The organism is Caulobacter segnis (genome assembly GCF_031454995.1).
GTDB lineage: Bacteria > Pseudomonadota > Alphaproteobacteria > Caulobacterales > Caulobacteraceae > Caulobacter > Caulobacter segnis_E.
Genome location: NZ_JAVDRV010000001.1, coordinates 322,279 through 341,568, shown reverse-complemented (window position 1 = coordinate 341,568; position 19,290 = coordinate 322,279). Strand labels below are relative to the sequence as shown.

Sequence of the window (19,290 nt, the reverse complement as noted above, 5' to 3'; positions counted from 1 at the left end):
CATGACGCGTAACGCCTCCGTCAAGACCGTCCTGAAGACCGGCCTCTGGCTCGCCGCCGTCGCCAGTCTTTGCGCCTGCGCCTCGGCGCCCGCCCCCGCGCCCGCGCCCCGGGCCGCGACCGAGACGCAAGCCTGGGCCGAGCGGGTCCAGGTCACGCCGACGCCCGACGAGATCCTGCTGGCGGTCCACGCCACCGGCCTGTCGGACAATCAGCGCGCGGCGCTGCGGGACCTGGTCGGTCGCTGGTTGGAAGCCGAGGGGCGCGAGCTGGTCGTCACCGCGCCCAGCGGCGCCGGCGTCATGGCCGCCCAGGTGCGCGAGCGCCTGATCTTCCTCGGCGCGCCCGCCGCCCAGGTCCGCGTCGTCGGCGCCGATCCCGTCGCCGCGCCCGAGCCTGTCCTGCGCGTCGGCTTCGTCCGCCATGAGGCGCGCGTTCCCAAGTGCGGCCAGGCGTGGGAGAGCCTGACGGCCACGCGCGACAACAGGGCCTACGAGAACTTCGGCTGCGCGGTCGCCGCCAACATGGCCGCTCAGGTGGCCGATCCCGAGGACCTGGTTCGGCCACGCGACATGACCCCCGCCGACGCGGGCCGTCGTGACACGGTGGTGGGCAAGTATCGGCGCGGCGAAGTCACCAGCGCGGCGCGCGACGGCAAGGCCGACGGCGCGATCTCCAGGGCGATCCCCTGATGAGCCCGGCCGACAACGACCCCTTCAACCTGGGCCTCGAGGAGGCCGAGAGCTTCACGACGGGGAGCTCCGATCCGTGGCGTCCATCGGCGCCGCCGGCGCTGGAGCCGACCATCGGGGGCTTCGAGGATCCGCTGGCGCCGCGCGCGCCGTCGAGCGCGGTCGGCCCGCCGCCGTCTTTGCCGGACAACGGCGTCGGCGAGGCGCTGATCCCGCGCGTGACCATCCACGCCTTCTGCGCCCGGACCGATACCGCCACCCTGCTGGAGCACGCGGCCAAGGATCGCCGCATGGCGCGGGCCACGACGGTTGTCCGCATGGGCGGCCTGGCCGCGGCCGTCGATAGCTACCAGAACCAGCCGACGCCCTCCCTGGTGCTGGTCGAGACCCTGGATGACGCCCAGCGCCTGCTGCAGGGCCTCGACGCCCTGGCCCAAGTGTGTGACGCGGGCACCAAGGTCGTGGTGATCGGGCAGGCCAACGACATCGCGCTTTATCGCGAGCTGATGCGGCGCGGCGTCAGCGAGTACCTGACCCAGCCACTCTCGCCCTTGCAGGTCATCCGCGCGATCGCAGACCTGTACGCCGACCCTTCGGCGCCGTTCGTCGGTCGCCAGGTGGCGTTCGTCGGGGCCAAGGGCGGGGTGGGGGCCTCGACCCTGGCGCACAACTTCGCCTGGACCATGTCCGAGCGCCTGCAGACGGCCACCGTGCTGGCGGACCTCGACTTGGCCTTCGGCACCGCCGGCCTCGACTTCAACCAGGACCCGGTGCAGGGGGTGTTCGACGCCCTCAACCAGCCCGACCGCCTGGACCCGGTGCTGATGGACCGGATGATGGTCCGCTGCGGCGACCGCCTGTCGCTGTTCGCCGCCCCCGCGACCCTGGACGACGACTACGAGATCGAGGCCGACGCCTTCGACGAGGTCACCCACCGTATCCGCGCCGCCGCGCCCTATGTCGTGCTGGACCTGCCGCATGTGTGGAGCGCCTGGACGCGCCGCGTGCTGCTGGGCTCGGACGAGCTGGTGGTGGTGGCCACGCCCGATCTGGCGTCCTTGCGCAACGCCAAGAACATGATCGACCTGGTGCGCGCCGCGCGCCCCAACGACGCCCCGCCGCGCCTGGTGCTCAATCAGGTCGGCGTGCCGGGGCGGCCGGAGATCCCGGTCAAGGACTTCGGCGAGGCCCTGGGCCTCGAGCCGTCGCTGGTGCTGCCGTTCGATCCCAAGCCCTACGGGCTGGCGGCCAACAACGGCCAGATGCTGGCCGAGATCGCCCCGCGTTCGAAGGCGGCCGAGGGGATCGAGCAACTGGCGCGGCTGATCAGCCGCCGCGAGCCGCCGACGCCGCCGAAAGCCTCGCTGCTGTCGGCGCTGTTCAAGAAGAGCTGAGATGTTCGGCAAGCGCGCTCCGTCCGCCGAACAGAAGGCGCCGCCGCCCACCCCGGCCGAGGGCGCGCCGGTCGTCACGCGTCCCCGGCGCGTCGAGCCCGCCGAGCCCGCGCCGGCGCCGGTCGCGCCGTCGCCCAAGGTGACCGGTCCGCCGCCGCGCGCCCTGGCCAACCAGGCCGCGCCGCTGGCCGCGCCGATCGTCCGTGAGCAGAGCGACTACTACCACGTCACCAAGACGACGATCTTCAACGCCCTGCTGAACACGATCGACCTGTCGCAGCTGGCCCAACTGGATCAGCGCCAGGCGGCCGAGGAGATCCGCGACATCGTCGCCGAGTTGGTGGCGATCAAGAACGTCTCGATGTCGGTGGCCGAGCAGGAGGCCCTGGTCCAGGACATCACCAACGATGTCCTCGGCTATGGCCCGCTGGAGCCGCTGCTGGCCCGCGACGACATCGCCGACATCATGGTCAATGGCGCGCACCGGGTGTTCATCGAAGTGGGCGGCAAGGTCCAGCTGACCAATGTTCGCTTCCGCGACAACCAGCAGCTGATGAACATCTGCCAGCGGATCGTCAGCCAGGTCGGCCGGCGCGTCGACGAGAGCAGCCCGATCTGCGACGCCCGTCTGCCCGACGGCAGCCGCGTCAACGTCATCGCCCCGCCGCTGGCGCTGGACGGTCCGACCCTGACCATCCGCAAGTTCCGACGCGACAAGCTGACGATGAAGAACTTGGTGGAGTACGCCTCCATCAGTCCCGAGGGCGCGCGGGTGCTGGGCGTGATCGGCGCCTGCCGCTGCAACGTGATCATCTCGGGCGGCACCGGCTCGGGCAAGACCACCTTGCTCAACACCATGACCGCCTTCATCGACCCGACCGAGCGGGTCGTGACCTGCGAGGACGCGGCCGAACTGCAGCTGCAGCAGCCGCACGTGGTGCGCCTGGAAACGCGGCCGCCGAACCTGGAAGGCCAGGGTTCGGTCACCATGCGCGACCTCGTCCGCAACTGCCTGCGCATGCGGCCCGAGCGGATCATCGTCGGCGAAGTGCGTGGTCCCGAGGCCTTCGACCTCTTGCAGGCGATGAACACCGGCCACGACGGCTCGATGGGCACGCTGCACGCCAACAGCCCGCGCGAGGCGCTGAGCCGGGTCGAAAGCATGATCACCATGGGCGGCTACGGCCTGCCCTCCAAGACCATCAAGGAGATGATCGTCGGCTCGGTCGACGTGATCATCCAGGCCGCCCGCTTGCGCGACGGCAGCCGCCGCATCACCCACATCACCGAGGTCGTGGGGCTGGAGGGCGACGTGGTCGTGACCCAGGACCTGTTCGTCTACGACATCACCGGCGAGGACGAGCAAGGCCGGGTTCTGGGCCGCCACCGCTCGACCGGCATCGCCCGGCCCAAGTTCTGGGACCGCGCCCGCTACTACGGTCTCGAGCGCGAGCTGGCCGAAGCCCTCGACGCGGCGGAGTAGGCGATGCTGTTCATCCTCGCCGGGGTCCTGGGCTTCATCACCATCGCTGGCCTGGGCTTCGCGTTCGTGGGCGGCGACGAGCAGAAGGCCAAGGCCGCCAAGCGCGCCCAGATGATCGGCGCGGGCGGCGCGGACCGTCAGGCCGCCCGGGGCAAGTCCGCCGCCAACCCGAACGACGTTCGCCGCCAGACCATCCTGAAGGCGCTGAAGGAGCAGGAGCGCCGGCAGAAGAAGGCCACCTTGAGTATCGCCGCGCGGATGCAGGCGGCGGGTCTGGGCGCGAACGTCCGGATGTTCTGGCTGGTCAGCCTGGGCTTGGCCGTCGGCGTCATCCTGATCCTCCTGGCCTTGGGGCAGACGGCGTGGATCGCGCTGGGCGCCGGTTTCGCGGCGGGGCTGGGTCTGCCGCGCTGGGTGCTGGCCGCCCTGTCCCAGAACCGCATCCGCAAGTTCACCGAGGCCTTCTCGGACGCCATCGACATCATCGTCCGCGGCATCAAGTCGGGCCTGCCGCTGCACGACTGCCTGCGCATCATCGGCCAGGAAAGCCCCGAGCCCCTGGCCGGTGAGTTCCGCATGCTGACCGAGAACATGGCGATGGGCGTGCCGCTGGACGCGGCGCTGGAGAAGATGCACGAGCGCATGCCGACCAACGAGCTGCGCTTCTTCACCATCGTGCTGGCCATCCAGCAGAAGACCGGCGGCAATCTGGCCGAGGCGCTGGGCAATCTCTCGGCCGTTCTGCGGGCGCGCAAGATGATGAAGGAGAAGATCAAGGCCCTGTCCGCCGAAGCGGTCGCCTCGGCCTTCATCATCGGCGCCCTGCCGCCGGGCGTGGTGGTGCTGATCAGCGTCTCCTCGCCGGCCTACATGCATCCGATGTTCACCGATCCGCGCGGCCACCTGATGCTGCTGGCGGCGGCGATCTGGATGAGCATCGGCGTGTTCGTGATGCGCAAGATGATCAACTTCAAGTTCTGAGGGGGACCGCCGCATGACGCTCGTCGAGATCCTGACCGACCCCTCGAACCTGCTGACCGCCTTCATCGCGGTGGTGGTGTTCGCCACGATCATCACCCTGGCCTCGCCCCTGATGCGCGACGACAAGGGGCTGGAGGGGCGGCTGAAGTCGGTCGCCAGCCGCCGCGAGGAGCTGCGCCGCCGCTCGCGCGAGGCCCTGGCCCATCGGCAGGCCGTCGGGAGCGCCGCCGGCACGCTGCGCCACCAGGACGAGGGGCTCTACAAGAAGGTGGTCGAACGCCTGCAGCTGTCGCGCCTGCTGGAGGACCCCAAGGTCGTCGACAAGCTGGCCCAGGCCGGCTTCCGCGGCCCCCGGCCGGTGACGACCTTCTACTTCTTCCGCTTCGTGGCGCCGTTCGTGTTCGCCGCGGTGGTGGCGGCCTATCTCTACGTGGTCAACGACTTTGGCCTGCTGCCGATCCAGAAGCTGTGCGCCTGCGTCGCGGCCCTGGCCTTCGGCTACTACGCGCCCAACGTCTACATCACCAACATCGCCCAGAAGCGGCGGGAGTCGATCGTCGCGGCCTTTCCCGACGCGCTGGATCTGCTGCTGATCTGCGTGGAGAGCGGCATGTCGGTCGAGGCGGCGATCCACAAGGTCGGGTCGGAGGTCGGCGCCCAGTCGATGGAGCTGGCCGAGGAAATGAGCCTGCTGACGGCCGAGCTCTCCTATCTGCCCGAGCGCCGCCAGGCCTATGAGAACCTGGCCCGCCGCACCAACCATCCCGGCGTCAAGTCGGTGGCCACGGCGATGATCCAGGCCGAGCGCTACGGCACGCCGCTGGGCGCCGCGCTACGGGTGATGGCCAAGGAGAACCGCGAGCTGCGCCTGTCGGCCGCCGAGAAGAAGGCCACCGCCCTGCCGGCCAAGCTGACCGTGCCGATGATCCTGTTCTTCCTGCCGGTGCTGTTCATCGTCATCCTGGGCCCGGCGATCATCAAGGTGCAGGACGTCTTCGCCAAGCACTAAGGGCCTGGTCAGACCCTGGCCCGCCGCTCTACCGCCCGCCGCCGGCCTTCAGCGCTTCCCACGTCCGCCCGCTCTGTCCGAGGGCCGCGCGGAGATAGGCCAGGTTGTTGGCGACCTGTTCGGGCGGCAGGTCGGCGCGGGCCAGTTTCTCGGCTTCGGGCAGGCGGCCTTGCAGGCCCATCACCAGGGCCAGGTTCTGGCGCGCCTGGATCCCCGCCGAGGGCAGGGCGACGGCGCGGCGCAGCTGGGCCTCGGCGCCGGCCAGGTCGCCCTTGGCGGCCAGGTGCATGGCGTAGTTGGTCAGCGGCGTCGCCTCGCTGGGCGCCAGCGCCAGGGCCTGGCGGTGGGCGGCCTCGGCCTCGTCGCCGCGTTCGGCCTGCTCGTAGGCCACGGCCAGCAGGGTCAGCGGCCGCCAATCCTTGGGGGCGAGGCTGGCGGCCTCGCGGGCCGGCTCGATGGCGTAGAAGCCCTGGCCGCGGGCGATGTGGGCGCGGGCCAGCTCCAGCAGCAGCGACGGGTCGTCGGGATGGGCCACGAGGGCCCTGGCCGCCACCTCGGCGGCCTCGTCGTCGCGGCCAAGGCCCCGCAGCGCCTGGGCCAGGCCCGCGCCCGCCTCGGCGTCGGCGGCGTTCGCCTGGAATTCCGAACCCCAGAAGGCCGCGCGCGCCAGCGGATCCAGCCGCCGGGCTTCCGCGCGCTGCTGGGCGTCGGCGGCCAGGGCGCCGCCGCTCGCGCAAAGCGACGCCAGCGCCAGGGCGGCGGGGGCGAGAACGGTTGCGAGGCGCGCGCGCTTGCGACACATGGGAAGACGAGTCTCCGAAAAGAGCCCGGCCATGATTGGCGCGGGCCCTTAAAGGAAGCGTTAAGCATAATTTTCGAAGAGGCCGCCGATGTCCGACGCGACGCATCCGATCCTCAGCCAGGGCGAGACCGGCGCCATTCCGGTCCATCCGCTGGCCGAGAGCGAGGTCGAGGCGTTCCTGGCCCGCAAACGCGGTCCGGTGCGGACCTTCGCGGCCGCCAACACGTTCTCGGGCAAGCTCGGGCAGGTGCTGGCCGTGCCCGGCGCCAGCGGCGCGGTCGAGCAGGTGCTGCTGGGGCTGGGGGGCGGCCGCGTCGATCCGTCGCTGCTGCGGACCCTGGCCGGCAAGCTGCCCGCCGGCGTCTACGCGCTCGCCAAGCTGCCCAAGGGGATCGACGCCGAGCAGGCGGCCCTGGCCTTCGCCCTCGGGACCTACCGCTTCGACCGCTACAAGAAACACGGCGAGCCGATCGCTCGCCTGGTCGCGCCCAAGGGTGTCGACGCCGCCGCCGTCACGGCCATGGCCCACGCCTGCGCCCTGGCTCGCGACATGGTCAACACCCCGGCCAACGACATGGGGCCGCTGCAGATCGAGACGATCGCCGGCGAGATCGCCCAGAAGTACGGCGCCACGCTCTCGGTGGTGCGCGGCGACGACTTGCTGAAAGAGAACTACCCGGCCGTCCACGCGGTCGGCCGCGCCGCCGTTCCCTCGCGCGCGCCGCGCATGATCGAGGTCACCTGGGGCGATCCTTCGCATCCGGTGCTGGCGCTGGTGGGCAAGGGCGTGGTGTTCGACACTGGCGGCCTCGACATCAAGCCCTCGGCCGGCATGCGGCTGATGAAGAAGGACATGGGCGGTGCCGCCCACGCCCTGGCGCTGGGCCGCATGGTCATGGAGGCCAATCTGCCGGTGCGCCTCGTGATCCTGACGCCCGTGGTCGAGAACGCGATCGCCGGCGACGCCATGCGGCCCGGCGACGTGCTGGCCACCCGCGCGGGCCTCTCGGTCGAGGTCGGCAACACCGACGCCGAGGGGCGCCTGATCCTGGCCGACGCCCTGACCCGCGCGGCCGAGCTGAAGCCGGCCCTGACCCTGGACTTCGCCACCCTGACGGGCGCGGCGCGCATCGCCATGGGCCCGTTCGTGATCCCGTTCTGGACGGCCGACGACAAGCTGGCCGGCCAGATCGAGGCGGCCTCGAAGGCCGTCGCCGATCCGCTGTGGCGCCTGCCGTTGACCCAGGCCTATCGCGAGGCGCTGGACAGCGACATCGCCGACCTGAAGAACGACCCCGACGGCTGGGCCCAGGCGGGGGCCACGACGGCGGCCCTGTTCCTGCAACGCTTCGCGCCTTCAGGAGACGACATCGGCCCCTGGGCGCACTTCGACGTCTTCGCCTGGAACCCGAAGGGGCGACCCGGCTATCCGGTCGGGGCCGAGGTTCAGGCCATCCGCGCCGTCTTCGCCATGCTGCGCGCGCGGTTCGCCCGATGAGCGTTCCGGATCGCCGCCTGACGCTGGTGCGCGACGGCCTGGCCGATCGCCGCCTGGAGGGCCTCGTCGCCGCCGACCGCTTCGTCGAGGTGAGGCCGATGCAGGTCAGCGCGCCCATCGCCAGCCTGCGCGTGGCCCCCGCACCCGACGCCGAGCAGGAGGATCAGCTGCTGTTCGGCGAGCTGTTCGACGTGCTGTTCGAGACCGGTGAGTTCGCCTTCGGCCAGGCGCGCCGCGACCGCTATGTCGGCTATGTGCCGGTCGAGGCCCTGTCGGCCCCGGTGCTGACGCCCGAGCACCGGGTCTCGGCCCCGCGGACCTACGCCTTCGCCGAGCCGGACATCAAGTCGGCCATCGTCGGGCTCTACAGCCTCAACGCCCTGGTCACGGTCCAGGCGCGGGAAGGGCGCTTCGTGAAGGGCGCGCGGACGGGCTGGTTCGTCGAGCATCACCTGGCCCCGATCGGCAACGGTTTCGAGACCGACTATGTCGCCGTCGCCGAGCGGTTCCTGGGCGCGCCCTATCAGTGGGGCGGCCGCGAGAGCCTGGGCCTGGACTGCTCGGCCCTGGTTCAGCAGGCGCTCTATGCTTGCGGCCGGGCCTGCCCGCGCGACACCGACCTGCAGCGCGGCTTCTTCCCGGAGATCGCGCAGGCCGACCGTCGGCGCGGCGATCTCGTCTTCTGGAAGGGCCACGTGGCGATCCTGCTGGATCCCGCGACCATCCTGCACGCCAACGCCCACCACATGGCCGTGGCGATCGAGCCGCTGGCCGAGGCGATCGCGCGGATCGAGGCGACGCCGACCGGCGCGCCGCTGGGCTACAGGCGCGTCGCATGATCCAACCCGACGTCCTGGCGCTTGGCCCCGGTCCAGCCAATGTGCTGGAGGGGGCGGCGCCCGACCGCGTGATCGAGACCGTCTCGCGCGGCGAACTGCTGGCCTATCGCGTCGCCGCGCCCAAGGGGCGGGTGCTGGTCTGTCCGGGCGGCGGCTATCTGCGGCTGATGATCGACAGCGAGGGGACGCGGATCGCCGCCTGGCTGAACGACCTTGGCTATGACGCCTATGTGCTGGCGCACCGCCTGCCCGGCGCGCCGGGCGGGGAGGGCGTCTGGCCGTTCGACATCGCCCTGACGGACGGCCTGGCGGCGCTGGAGCGTATCCCCCGCGACCTGCCGCGCTTCGTGCTGGGCCTGTCGTCGGGCGGCCATCTGGCCGGCGCGCTGGCCTGCCAGCCGGATGCGGACCTGGCGGGCGTGCTGATCGCCTATGCGCCGATCAACGCCAATCACCGGGCCTACAAGGCGCCGGCGGGCAAGCCCGACTATCCGCCGGCGGAGAAGCAGGCCTTCTACGACGCCTGGCCGATCGGGATCGCCGGGGAGCCGCATGGCCTGCCGCGTTGTCCGGTGTTCCTGGCCTACGCCCTGATGGACCAGGCCGTGCCCGTCGAGCACGCGCTGAACCTGATCCGGACAGCCCGCGACGCCGGCCTCGACCTGGACGCTCACGTCTTCGGAACCGCGCCGCACGGCTTCGGCTTGCGCCACCTGGATGGGACCCAGGCCGCCTGGCCCGGACTGGCGGCGGACTGGATGGCGCGGAAGGCGGGCTCCTAGCGCCGGCCGGCGTCGGTCGAGGTCCGCGCCTTCGTCAGCGCCGCGAACTGGGCGTCGATCATGATGCGGTTGGGGTCGTGGCCGGTGCGCGGCAGGACGACGAATTCCTTCTTGGGCGCGCGGATCTCGTCGAAATAGGCCTTCGACACCGCCGGCGGCGTGACCAGGTCGGCCTCGCCCTGCAGCATGTAGACCGGCATGGCGAAGGTCGTTCCCAGCTTGCGCAGGTCGATCTTGGGGCCCATCCCGTCGCCCTTGGGACCGACGAAGTTTAAGAACGAATAGTCCTCGCCCGCCGTGTAGTCGGCCTCGTAGGCCGGGGTGTCGTAGCCGGGGCCAAACGCGAACCAGCCCTTGGGCGGGGCCTCGGTCGCCAGGGCCTCGTACTTGCGGGTGATGCGGCGCAGGATCCCGAACGCGCGCGGATCGGTCCAGGGCGGCGGCCCCAGCGCGGTCAGCTTGGTGATCGCATCCGCGTCGCCCGCCGCCTGGGCCTTGGCTAGGGTAAGGTCATAGCTGGTCTTCATGTCCAGCTGGTAGTTCACCAACTGGGCCGTCCCGACATAGGCGCTGAAGAGCTCGGGCGCGGCCTGGGCGATGTTGACCGCCAGGGCCGAACCCCACGAGCCGCCCATGATAATCACCTTGCGCTTGCCCAGGCGCTGGGCGACGTAGCGCGCCGCCTCGACGCCGTCCTGGGTCAGACGGTCTATGGTCAGCGGTTCGTCCTCCGGGGGCTTGCTGGCGCCGTACGTCTTGCCCGATCCGCGCTGGTCCCACTGGACCACCGTGAAGCGCTTCGACCAATCGCCGAACAGGTTGTGCGCGAAGGGCGTGTTGGGATTGCCCGGGCCGCCGTGGACGATCAGCACCACCGGATTGGCGCAGTCCTGGCCGTCGATCGTCAGCCACTGGCGGATGCCGCCGATGTCGACGAACCCGGCCTCGGACACCGGCCGGCCCGCCGCGCGGCAGGCGGGATTGAGCTCGGCGGCCTTGGCCAGGCTTGGTCCCGCCGCCAGCGCCGCCATGGCCGCCGCGATCACCCAGAAACGCTTCATCCTTGCTCTCCCACCCGATCCGCCGATCTGCGGGCGAGTCGGAAATTCTGGATACCCGCCGGACGTTGGACGCCGCCTACTTCGGCCATTGCGCCAGCCAGTCGACGATCGACTGGGGCGTCATGTGGCGAGCGTCGGTCAGGGCGAAGAAGGCGCCGTCGTTGATCAGCTTGCCCTTGGTGTCGACCACCAGGAAGCTTGGCACGCCCTTCAGCTTGTCGACGCCGTAGCGGGCCGGGATTTGCATGTTCTTGCTGTAGCGGCCGACGTCGATCGCCACGATCTCGTAGTGCTTGTCGACCCAACGCTTGACGTCGGGCTGCTCGATCACCCCGGCGAAGACGCGGCAATCGCCGCACCAGTTGCCGCCCAGGTCGATCAGGACGAGCTTCTTGTGGGCCTTGGCCTTCTTGATCGCGGCGGCGAGGTCGGCCTCGGCGTCGGCGGTCTCGTTGTAAGGATAGGGCAGGGGCGTCGGCAGGCCGTCGATCGACCGCAAGGCGACGGCCGGGGCCTTGGTGGCGGCGAGCGTGACGCCCGGCGCGGCGGAAAAGGCGATCAGGCCGGCGACGGCCAGGGCGCGGAGCTTCATCGGACTGGAGCTTTCAACGGACGATGGGTCCGAAATTCCTAGCTCCACAATAGGAAAAGGGCCGCGAAGAAAACTTCGCGGCCCTTACAGATTAGATGATCCGCCTAGGAAGCGATCAGGCCTTCGGCGGAGCCGTATTACCGCCAGCCGCCGGAGCGGCGGGGGCCGCGGCGGCGCCGGCGGCCGGAGCGGTCGTGCCGCCCGGAGCGCCAGGCGCGGCGGCGTCGGCGGCGGGCGCGCCCTCGGCGGCAGGAGCCGCGGCATCAGCAGCGGCGGCGGCGGGACGCGGCGGCGGAACCGGCAGCGTCGAGCCCAGGCTGTGCAGGTAGGCGATCAGCGCGATGCGATCTTCCGGCTTCTTCAGACCCACGAAGGTCATGTTGGTGCCGGGGACGTCCTTACCGGGCGCCTTCAGGAAGGTGTACAGCGCGTCGTAGTCCCAGATGGGCTGCTTGCCCGCGAAGTCCTTCATCGCGCCCGAATAGTTGAAGCCCGGGTGCCCGGCCGGCTTGCGGCCCACAACGTCCCACAGACCAGGGCCGGTGGAGTTGGCGTTCGAGGCGTCCAGCTTGTGGCAGGCGGCGCACTTGGCCGAGACGGCCTGGCCCGCGGCCACGTTGGCCGGCGTCAGCACGGCGTTCCAATCCGGCGGGACGTCCGCGGCGGCCGCGCCGCCTCCGGCGCTTTCTTCCTGGATGGCGATCTCGTAGCCGGCCTTCTCGACCTCGGTCTTCTTGAAGACGATGTCCGAAGCTTCCCGGAGACCAAAAATAACGAGGCCGGTCAGCAGCACGCCGCCAGCGATCTTGTTGAACGTCAGGTCGCTCATCTCAGCCTTGTCAGCCTCTTGCCAGCCCGCCGATGGCGGGCTCGGATTCCCCGACGCGCGAGAGGCCGCAAGCGAGTCCCCGACGCGCGTCATGTTGCGCTCGCGTCTCTTACACGCTACCGCCCCTCGCGCAACCGGGCAGCAAAGATTTGAGGCCATGAACCCTATCGTCCTGATCCCCGCGCGGATGGCGGCGACCCGTCTTCCGGGCAAGCCGCTGGCCGATATCGGCGGGCTGCCGATGATCGTCCGGGTGCTGAACCAGGCCCGGGCCGCGGCGATTGGTCCCGTGGCCGTGGCCGCGGGCGATCCCGAAATCGTCGAGGCCGTTCAAAAGGCTGGCGGGACGGCGGTTTTGACCGATCCCGACCTGCCGTCCGGCTCGGACCGCATCCTGGCCGCGCTCGCCGAACTCGATCCGGGGTTCGAGCACGACGTGGTGATCAATCTGCAAGGCGACATGCCGTTCGTCGATCCGGTCGTGCTGTCGGACTGCGCGCGAATACTTAAGGAGTTTGGCGACGCCGATATCGCCACCGTCGTGGCCCCGGAATCCTCGCCCTCCGACCGGAGCAATCCGGACGTCGTCAAGGCCGTCCTGACCATGGAAGACGACGGCCAAAGCGGCCGCGCGCTCTATTTCACCCGCTCGACCCTCTATGGAGACGGCCCGGTCTGGCGCCACATCGGCATCTACGGCTATCGGCGCGAGGCGCTGGAGGCGTTCAACGCCGCCGCGCCGTCGCCCTTGGAAAAGCGCGAGAAGCTGGAGCAGCTGCGCGCCATGGAGCTGGGCCTGACCATTCGCGCGGCGGTGGCCAAGACCGCTCCGATCTCCGTCGACAATCCCTCCGACCTCGAGGCGGCCCGCGCGGCCGCCGGAAAGTAACCCATGAGCATCCTCAAGAAGATCGCCTTCCAGGGCGAACTCGGCGCCAACAGCCACGAGGCGTGCCGGACCTACTTCCCGGACTACGAGGCCTATCCCTGCAAGACGTTCGAGGAGGCGTTCGAGGCGATCAAGACCGGCGTCGCCGCGCTGGGCATGATCCCGATCGAGAACTCGATCGCCGGGCGGGTCGCCGACGTCCACCACCTGCTGCCGGCCTCGGGCCTGAAGATCATCGGCGAGCGCTTCAAGCCGATCCGCTTCCAGCTGATGGCCAACAAGGGCGTCAAGCTGGCCGACATCAAGACCGTGGCCTCGATGCCGATCGCGCTGTCCCAGTGCCGCAACAGCCTGAAGAAGCTGGGCGTCGCCACCGAGGCCGCGGGCGACACGGCCGGCGCGGCCAAGGACCTGGCGGCCAAGCCCGACCCGACGCGCGGCGCGGTCGCCCCGGCCCTGGCGGCCGAGATCTACGGCCTGGACATCCTGGCCCGCGACATCGAGGACGAGCGCCACAACACCACCCGCTTCCTGGTGATGACGGCCGACGCGAACCCGCCGGCCCCGGCGTTCACGCACCGCTGCGTGACCAGCTTCGTGTTCCGCGTCCGCAACCTGCCGGCGGCGCTCTACAAGGCGCTGGGCGGCTTCGCGACCAACGGCGTCAACATGACCAAGCTGGAAAGCTACATGGAGGGCGGCAACTTCACGGCCACCTTCTTCTACGCCGAGGTCGACGGTCGGCCCGAGGATCGCAGCCTGGCCCTGGCCCTGGATGAACTGAAGTTCTTCTCGGAGAAGTTCGAGATCCTGGGGGTCTATCCGGCGGACGCGTTTAGGGATCGCGGAAAATAGCGGTTTCTCGCGCCCGTCGGCGCCTTGCCGAGCGTAGAAACTCGGAATGATTATCAGTTCCACCGCTTCGATCTTGGCCGTCATCCAAGTAATGAGCGGCGGCGTCTTGCGTTATAGGCCAGTAAAGTCCGCCGCCCGCCTTTCCTCATGGGGAGACATTTCGGCGTCCGTAACACGCCAATTAAGGATGAGCCCATAGGGTAGTGTTCTTGCGAGCACTGCCCGCTATCCTGGTGGCGCGCGTACAAGTATTTGGCGTGCGGCAATCGGTCGCTACCGCTGTGGTTTTACCATTTCGTGGCGGCCTGCCTGTTAGCGTTACCCCCTCACACATCCGCCAGGTTTCCAAGGGGGGCGAAAGTGCTGATCAAGCATCGCATGCTCGCGGCCGTCATCGTGCCGCTTCTCGTGTTGTCCGCTCTAAGCGTCAGTATTTGCGTCGGGCTCGCGGGCCGGTACCGCTCGGCCAGCGCGGCGGCCGGCTCCATCGCGGCCGCGGGGCCGATCAGCGCGACCGTCGACGCGCTGCAGGTCGAGCGCGGCGTGACCTCCGGCATGATGGGCGCGTCCGATCGCTCGGTGTTCGTGGACAAGGTGACCAAGGCCCGCGCCGCCGCGGACGCCGCCGTTGTCGCCCTGGCCCACATTCGCGACGCGGGCGACCACAGCGGCGGGATGGAGCTGGCGCTCGACAAGGTCTGGAGCCGGGTCGAGGGCGTGAAAGCCCTGCGCGCGAAGGCCGACGCCGTGGGGAGCGATCGCGCGGAGGTGGTCGGGGAATACACCCGCGCCATCGACGGCCTGATCAGCGCCGCGGAAGAGATCGAGGTCTCCAACCTGGGCCACGAGACGGTGGAGGCGGTCAACGCCTACTCCGCGCTGATGCGCAGCAAGGAAGCCGCGGGTCAGGAGCGGGCGGCGGGCTCGGCGGGCTTCGCGGGCGAGGCGTTCTCGGCCGATATCCTGGCCAAGATGCGGGCGCTCGAAGGCGAGCAGAAGGGCTGGATCGGCGACGCCTGCCGCGAGCGGGCGTCGGTCTGCGAGCAGATCAAGGCCGTGGAGGCCAGCCCGGTCGGCGCCAAGGTGATCGCGATGCGCGCCCAGGCGCTGGCCGCCGTCCGCGACGGCGTCAAGGCGCCGGTGACGGGGCCGGAGTGGTTCGACGCGGCCACCGCGCGCATCGTCCAGTACGGCGAGATCCTGAAGTTGGAGAACCAGTCGCTGCGGGCCATGGCCTCCGAGGCGGCGCGGCACGCGCTGACCAGCCTGATGGTGGCGATCGGCTTTACCCTGGCGGGCGGCGCGGTGGTCCTGTTCGTCTGCGGCCGGGTCTGCGCCAGCATTCTCAGACCGCTGGCCGAGCAGACGGGCGCGATGCGCAAGCTGGCCGACGGCGACATCGACATCGAAATTCCTGGCAAGACACGTCGTGACGAGTTCGCGGCCATGGCCTCGACCCTCACGGTGTTCCAAGCCAACGAGCGCGCTCGGCGCGAGGGCGAGGCCCAGCGCGAGCGCGAGCGGGCGGAGGCGGCCGAAGCCATGGAGCGCGCGCGCCTGCAGGCCCAGGCGGCCAGCGAGGCGGCGGTCAACAGCGCCTTCGGCGGCGCGCTCAAGCGCCTGGCTCAAGGCGACCTGACGACGCGCGTGGACGGCGCCGTGCCGGAAGCCTTCCGTCCCTTGCAGTCCGATTTCAACGCGGCCGCCGAGACCCTCGGCGCCACCATGACCAGCCTGATCGCGGTCTCGGGCGGCGTCGGATCGGCGTCCGGCGAGATCCGGTCGGCCGCCGACGACTTGGCGCGTCGCACCGAGCTCCAGGCCGCGTCGCTGGAAGAAGCCGCCGCCGCCCTGCACGAGGTCAGCCAGTCGGTGACGACCGCCGCCGCCGCCGCCGGCTCGGTCCGCGACTATCTTGGCGAGATGCGCGGCGTCGCCACCAAGGCCCGCGACATCGTCCAGGAGACGTCCGAGGCGGTGTCGGGCATCGAGCGGTCGGCCAACGAGATCGGCAAGATCATCGGCGTCATCGACGAGATCGCCTTCCAGACCAACTTGCTGGCGCTGAACGCTGGGGTCGAGGCCGCCCGGGCGGGCGAAAGCGGCAAGGGCTTCGCCGTGGTCGCCCAGGAAGTCCGCGCCTTGGCCCAACGCTCGGCCGAGGCCGCGCGGGAGATCAAGGCGCTGATCAACGACAGCAACAGCCAGGTCCAGAACGGCGTCGAGAAGTCGATGGCCTCAGGCGAGGCGCTCGAGGAGATCGTCGATCGGGTCGGCTCGCTGGTCGAGCGCATCCACGAGATCGCCGCCTCGTCTCGCGAGCAGTCGGTCAGTCTGGGTCAGGTGACCGAGGCGATCACCGAACTGGACAACGTGACCCAGCAGAACGCGGCCATGGTCGAGGAAGCCACCGCGGCGGCCAACACCCTGGCGCGCGAGGCGCGGGGCATGAACGAGATGATGTCGGCCTTCGTGCTCGAAAGGGCGCACGCCGTCCGGAACGCGGCCTGACCTAGCGGATATCTTTAAGTAACGTCGTTCTTTGAATAACCTCCCCGCTTTGGCGCGCTAGACGCCGAGCGGGGAGGACTTCGCGATGAACTCGATGATCGCGCCGGTGATGGCGCTGGTGGCCTGGACGCTGGTGATTTGGGTCTGGATGTACGTCCAACGGATCCCGGCCATGCAGAAGGCGGGGATCAAGCCGCAGGACGCGCGGTTTCCGGGCTCGCTGGACAAGCTGCCGGACGCGGCGCGGCAGGCGGCCGACAACTACAATCACCTGATGGAGCAGCCGACGATCTTCTACGCGGCGGCGCTGGCCATCCAGGTCGCCGGCCACGCCGACGGCATGGCCGTTCACCTAGCCTGGGTCTATGTCGGCCTGCGCGTGCTGCACAGCCTGGTGCAGGTCAGCATCAACCTGGTGGCGCTGCGGTTCCTGCTGTTCGCGGTGTCCACGGGCGTGCTGGCGGGGATGGTGGTGCGGGAGTTGATGAAGCTGTTCTAGGGCCTCAATTCCTCCCCCCCGATGCGGGGGAGGTGGCCCGGAGGGCCGGAGGGGGCTAGCGCGGCAAGTCTCCAGCTCGCCCCCTCAGTCACTCCGTGACAGCTCCCCCGCATCGCGGGGGAGCATCTAGACCGCGTCCAGCCCGATATCCAGCACTGGCGCCGAGTGCGTCAGCGCACCGACGCTGATCACGTCCACGCCCGTCTCGGCGATCGCGCGGACGGTGGTCAGGTTCACGCCGCCGGAAGCCTCCAGCACCGCCCGGCCCTTGGCGAGGCGGACGGCGGTCTTCAGGTCGTCGAGACTGAAATTGTCCAGCATGACCACGTCGGGGCCGTGCTTCAGCGCCTCTTCCAGCTGGTCCAGGCCATCGACCTCGACCTCGACCTTGACCAAGTGCCCGGCGTGGGCGCGGGCGCGCCTGACGGCTTCGCCCACCCCGCCGCACGCGGCGACGTGGTTGTCCTTGATCAGGATCGCGTCATCCAGGCCGAAGCGGTGGTTGACCCCGCCGCCGCAGCGGACGGCGTACTTTTCCAGCGCGCGCAGGCCGGGCGTCGTCTTGCGGGTGTCGACGATGGTCGCGCCCGTGCCCTCGACCAGGCGGACATAGGACCGCGTCAGGGTGGCGATGCCCGAGAGGCGGCCCAGCAGGTTCAGCCCCGTGCGCTCGGCGGCCAGCACGGCGCGGGCGTTCCCCTCGGCGCGGGCCAGGATCGCGCCCGGCGCGGCGTCGTGGCCGTCGGGCGTCACGACCTCGAAGGTCGCGGTGGGATCGAGGGCGGCCAGGGACAGACGCGCGCAGGAAAGACCGGAAACCCTCCCATCCTGCCGGCTGGCCCAGACCACCGACAGGCGGGCGTCCGGGTCGATGCAGGCCTGGCCGGTGATGTCGCCGGCGCGGCCCAGGTCCTCGGCCAGGGCGTGGTCGACGATCGGGCGGACGAGGATGTCGTCCAGAGGAACGATGCTCATTCGGCGGCGTAGCGGACGGCGGCGTCCGCGTTCTCCAAGGTCACGAAGGTGCGGACGGGTTCGGCCGTCGCGGGGAAGTCGGCGCGATAGTGGCCGCCCCGGCTTTCCTGGCGGGCCAGGGCCGCCTCGACGATCAGGCGCGCGGCGACGACCGTGGGACAGGGGCCATAGGCCGGCTCCAGCGCCTCGACCTGTTCCAGCAGGCGCGCGAGGCCCGCGGCGTCCCGGATCACCCCGGCGTCGCGGCTCATGGCCTTGCGCAGGATCTGAAGCGCGGCGTCGGGCAGGTCGGGCAGGGGCTCGAGGCTGACCGGCTCGCCCCCATGGGTTCCCTCGCTGGCCGCCGCGCGTCCGGCGCGGGCGCCGAACACGGCCGCCTCCAGCAGGCTGTTGGAAGCCAGGCGGTTGGCGCCCTGCACCCCGGTCGAGGCGCACTCGCCGGCGGCGTAGAGGCCCGGCAGGCTGGCGCGGCCGTCGAGGTCGGTAGCGACCCCGCCCATGTGGTAATGCACGGCCGGGACAACAGGGATCATCTCGCGGCGCGGATCGATCCCCGCGCTTTGGCAGGCCTCGAACACGGCCGGGAATTCCCGCGGGAAGTGGTCGCCGACGGCCTCCGTAGCGTCCAGGAACGCTCCGCGACCGGCGATGCGTTCGGCGTGGATGGCGCGGGCGACGACGTCGCGCGGCGCCAGCTCCTTGGCCGGGTGGTAGTCGGCCATGAAGGCGCGGCCGTCCTGGCTTCGCAGGATCGAGCCTTCGCCGCGCAAGGCCTCGGTGGCCAGCGGCGCGGGATCGCGGCCAATGTCGATGGCCGTGGGGTGGAATTGCACGAACTCGGGGTCGGCGATCGTCGCGCCGGCCAGGGCGGCGAGGCCCAGGCCCTCGCCGCGCACCTCGGCCGGGGTGGTGGTGACCGCGTAGAGGCCGCCGACGCCGCCGGTGGCCAGGATCACCGCGGGGCCGCGGATCTCGACCAGGGCGCCGTCGATCTCGGCCAGGACGCCGACCACGCGGCCGCTGGCGTCCTGCAGCAGCCGGCGGGCGCGGGCGTTCTCGCGGATCTCGATCGAGGGCGTCGCGCGAACCTTGGCGATCACCGCCGCCATGATCGCCGCGCCCGCGCCGTCGCCGCCCACGCGGGCGACACGGGCCTTGGAGTGGGCCGCTTCGAGGCTCAGGACGAAGGCGTTGTCCGGCTTGCGGTCGAATGGCGCGCCCAGGGCGGCCAGATCGCGGACGGCTTGCGGGCCTTCGCGGGTCAGCAGGGCGACGGCGTCCGGATCGCAGAGCCCGGCGCCGGCGGCGACGGTGTCGGCGGCGTGGAGCTCCGGGGTGTCCTCACCCGACAGCGCCGCGGCCATGCCGCCCTGCGCCCAGGCGCTGGAGCAGCCGGTCGCCAGCGGCGTCGGCGACAGGACGAGGGCTTTGCCGGCGGCCAGGGCGGCCGAGAGACCAGCCAGGCCCGCGCCGAGGATGATCGGGCCGTCGAAATCCAAACGCGTGGTCATTCTGCGCTCCACTCCCTTCCCCTTGATGGGGAAGGGCCGGGGATGGGGTGAACGCGACGGTTCAGCCTCATCGAGAAAGTCCGGAGAGG

18 protein-coding genes are annotated in these 19,290 nt (G+C 70.5%); 12 read left to right on the top strand and 6 right to left on the bottom strand.

What is annotated here, in order from left to right:
* The first annotated feature begins 1 nt into the window (after position 1).
* From J2728_RS01655 to J2728_RS01635, 5 genes are read left to right on the top strand one after another with little or no spacing between them, the layout of a single operon-like run.
* Entirely contained in the window at positions 2–691 is a 690-nt protein-coding gene (locus tag J2728_RS01655; protein WP_309995511.1) for a CpaD family pilus assembly lipoprotein, read from the top strand.
* On the top strand, positions 691–2,085 hold the full coding sequence (locus J2728_RS01650) for a CpaE/TadZ family protein (protein ID WP_309995509.1): 1,395 nt from the start codon (positions 691–693) through the stop codon (positions 2,083–2,085). Before J2728_RS01655 ends, J2728_RS01650 begins: the two co-directional genes overlap by 1 nt.
* A gap of 1 nt (position 2,086) precedes the next feature.
* On the top strand, positions 2,087–3,568 hold the full coding sequence (locus tag J2728_RS01645; RefSeq protein ID WP_309995507.1) for a TadA family conjugal transfer-associated ATPase: 1,482 nt from the start codon (positions 2,087–2,089) through the stop codon (positions 3,566–3,568).
* Between the two features lie 3 nt (positions 3,569–3,571).
* The gene (locus J2728_RS01640; RefSeq protein WP_309995505.1) at positions 3,572–4,549 is read left to right on the top strand and encodes a type II secretion system F family protein; all 978 of its coding nucleotides are present in this window, start codon (positions 3,572–3,574) and stop codon (positions 4,547–4,549) included.
* 13 nt (positions 4,550–4,562) lie between these two features.
* On the top strand, positions 4,563–5,558 hold the full coding sequence (locus J2728_RS01635; RefSeq protein WP_309995503.1) for a type II secretion system F family protein: 996 nt from the start codon (positions 4,563–4,565) through the stop codon (positions 5,556–5,558).
* 28 nt (positions 5,559–5,586) lie between these two features.
* Here J2728_RS01635 and J2728_RS01630 read toward each other — a convergent pair whose 3' ends face one another.
* Positions 5,587–6,360 (bottom strand): tetratricopeptide repeat protein, encoded by a 774-nt coding sequence (locus tag J2728_RS01630; protein WP_309995501.1) that lies wholly within the window; start codon positions 6,358–6,360, stop codon positions 5,587–5,589.
* 88 nt (positions 6,361–6,448) lie between these two features.
* Between J2728_RS01630 and J2728_RS01625 the strand changes: the two genes are divergently transcribed.
* From J2728_RS01625 to J2728_RS01615, 3 genes are read left to right on the top strand one after another with little or no spacing between them, the layout of a single operon-like run.
* Positions 6,449–7,858 (top strand): leucyl aminopeptidase family protein, encoded by a 1,410-nt coding sequence (locus J2728_RS01625; RefSeq protein WP_309995498.1) that lies wholly within the window; start codon positions 6,449–6,451, stop codon positions 7,856–7,858.
* Positions 7,855–8,697: a C40 family peptidase gene (locus tag J2728_RS01620; protein ID WP_309995496.1), complete on the top strand. Its 843-nt coding sequence runs from the start codon at positions 7,855–7,857 to the stop codon at positions 8,695–8,697. The genes J2728_RS01625 and J2728_RS01620 overlap by 4 nt, the downstream gene beginning before the upstream one ends.
* On the top strand, positions 8,694–9,479 hold the full coding sequence (locus tag J2728_RS01615) for an alpha/beta hydrolase (RefSeq protein WP_309995494.1): 786 nt from the start codon (positions 8,694–8,696) through the stop codon (positions 9,477–9,479). The genes J2728_RS01620 and J2728_RS01615 overlap by 4 nt, the downstream gene beginning before the upstream one ends.
* On the opposite strand, the gene J2728_RS01610 is transcribed toward J2728_RS01615, so the two are convergent.
* From J2728_RS01610 to J2728_RS01600, 3 genes are all read right to left on the bottom strand, one after another.
* Positions 9,476–10,540 (bottom strand): alpha/beta fold hydrolase, encoded by a 1,065-nt coding sequence (locus J2728_RS01610; protein WP_309995492.1) that lies wholly within the window; start codon positions 10,538–10,540, stop codon positions 9,476–9,478. The genes J2728_RS01615 and J2728_RS01610 overlap by 4 nt on opposite strands.
* A gap of 76 nt (positions 10,541–10,616) precedes the next feature.
* On the bottom strand, positions 10,617–11,132 hold the full coding sequence (locus J2728_RS01605; RefSeq protein WP_309995490.1) for a thioredoxin family protein: 516 nt from the start codon (positions 11,130–11,132) through the stop codon (positions 10,617–10,619).
* A 115-nt stretch (positions 11,133–11,247) separates the two neighbouring features.
* Positions 11,248–11,961: a c-type cytochrome gene (locus tag J2728_RS01600; RefSeq protein WP_309995488.1), complete on the bottom strand. Its 714-nt coding sequence runs from the start codon at positions 11,959–11,961 to the stop codon at positions 11,248–11,250.
* 157 nt (positions 11,962–12,118) lie between these two features.
* Between J2728_RS01600 and J2728_RS01595 the strand changes: the two genes are divergently transcribed.
* From J2728_RS01595 to J2728_RS01580, 4 genes are all read left to right on the top strand, one after another.
* Complete coding sequence (locus J2728_RS01595; RefSeq protein WP_309995486.1) at positions 12,119–12,850, top strand: 3-deoxy-manno-octulosonate cytidylyltransferase; 732 nt, start codon at positions 12,119–12,121, stop codon at positions 12,848–12,850.
* A 3-nt stretch (positions 12,851–12,853) separates the two neighbouring features.
* Complete coding sequence (locus J2728_RS01590) at positions 12,854–13,705, top strand: prephenate dehydratase (protein WP_309995484.1); 852 nt, start codon at positions 12,854–12,856, stop codon at positions 13,703–13,705.
* 360 nt (positions 13,706–14,065) lie between these two features.
* Entirely contained in the window at positions 14,066–16,216 is a 2,151-nt protein-coding gene (locus J2728_RS01585) for a methyl-accepting chemotaxis protein (protein WP_309995482.1), read from the top strand.
* 85 nt (positions 16,217–16,301) lie between these two features.
* Complete coding sequence (locus tag J2728_RS01580; RefSeq protein WP_309995480.1) at positions 16,302–16,715, top strand: MAPEG family protein; 414 nt, start codon at positions 16,302–16,304, stop codon at positions 16,713–16,715.
* A gap of 126 nt (positions 16,716–16,841) precedes the next feature.
* On the opposite strand, the gene nadC is transcribed toward J2728_RS01580, so the two are convergent.
* Both nadC and J2728_RS01570 read right to left on the bottom strand, forming a co-directional pair.
* A complete protein-coding gene (gene nadC / locus J2728_RS01575) occupies positions 16,842–17,690 on the bottom strand; it encodes a carboxylating nicotinate-nucleotide diphosphorylase (RefSeq protein ID WP_309995478.1) in 849 nt (282 codons plus the stop codon).
* The gene (locus J2728_RS01570; protein ID WP_309995476.1) at positions 17,687–19,201 is read right to left on the bottom strand and encodes an L-aspartate oxidase; all 1,515 of its coding nucleotides are present in this window, start codon (positions 19,199–19,201) and stop codon (positions 17,687–17,689) included. The genes nadC and J2728_RS01570 overlap by 4 nt, the downstream gene beginning before the upstream one ends.
* Between the last annotated feature and the right edge of the window lie 89 nt (positions 19,202–19,290).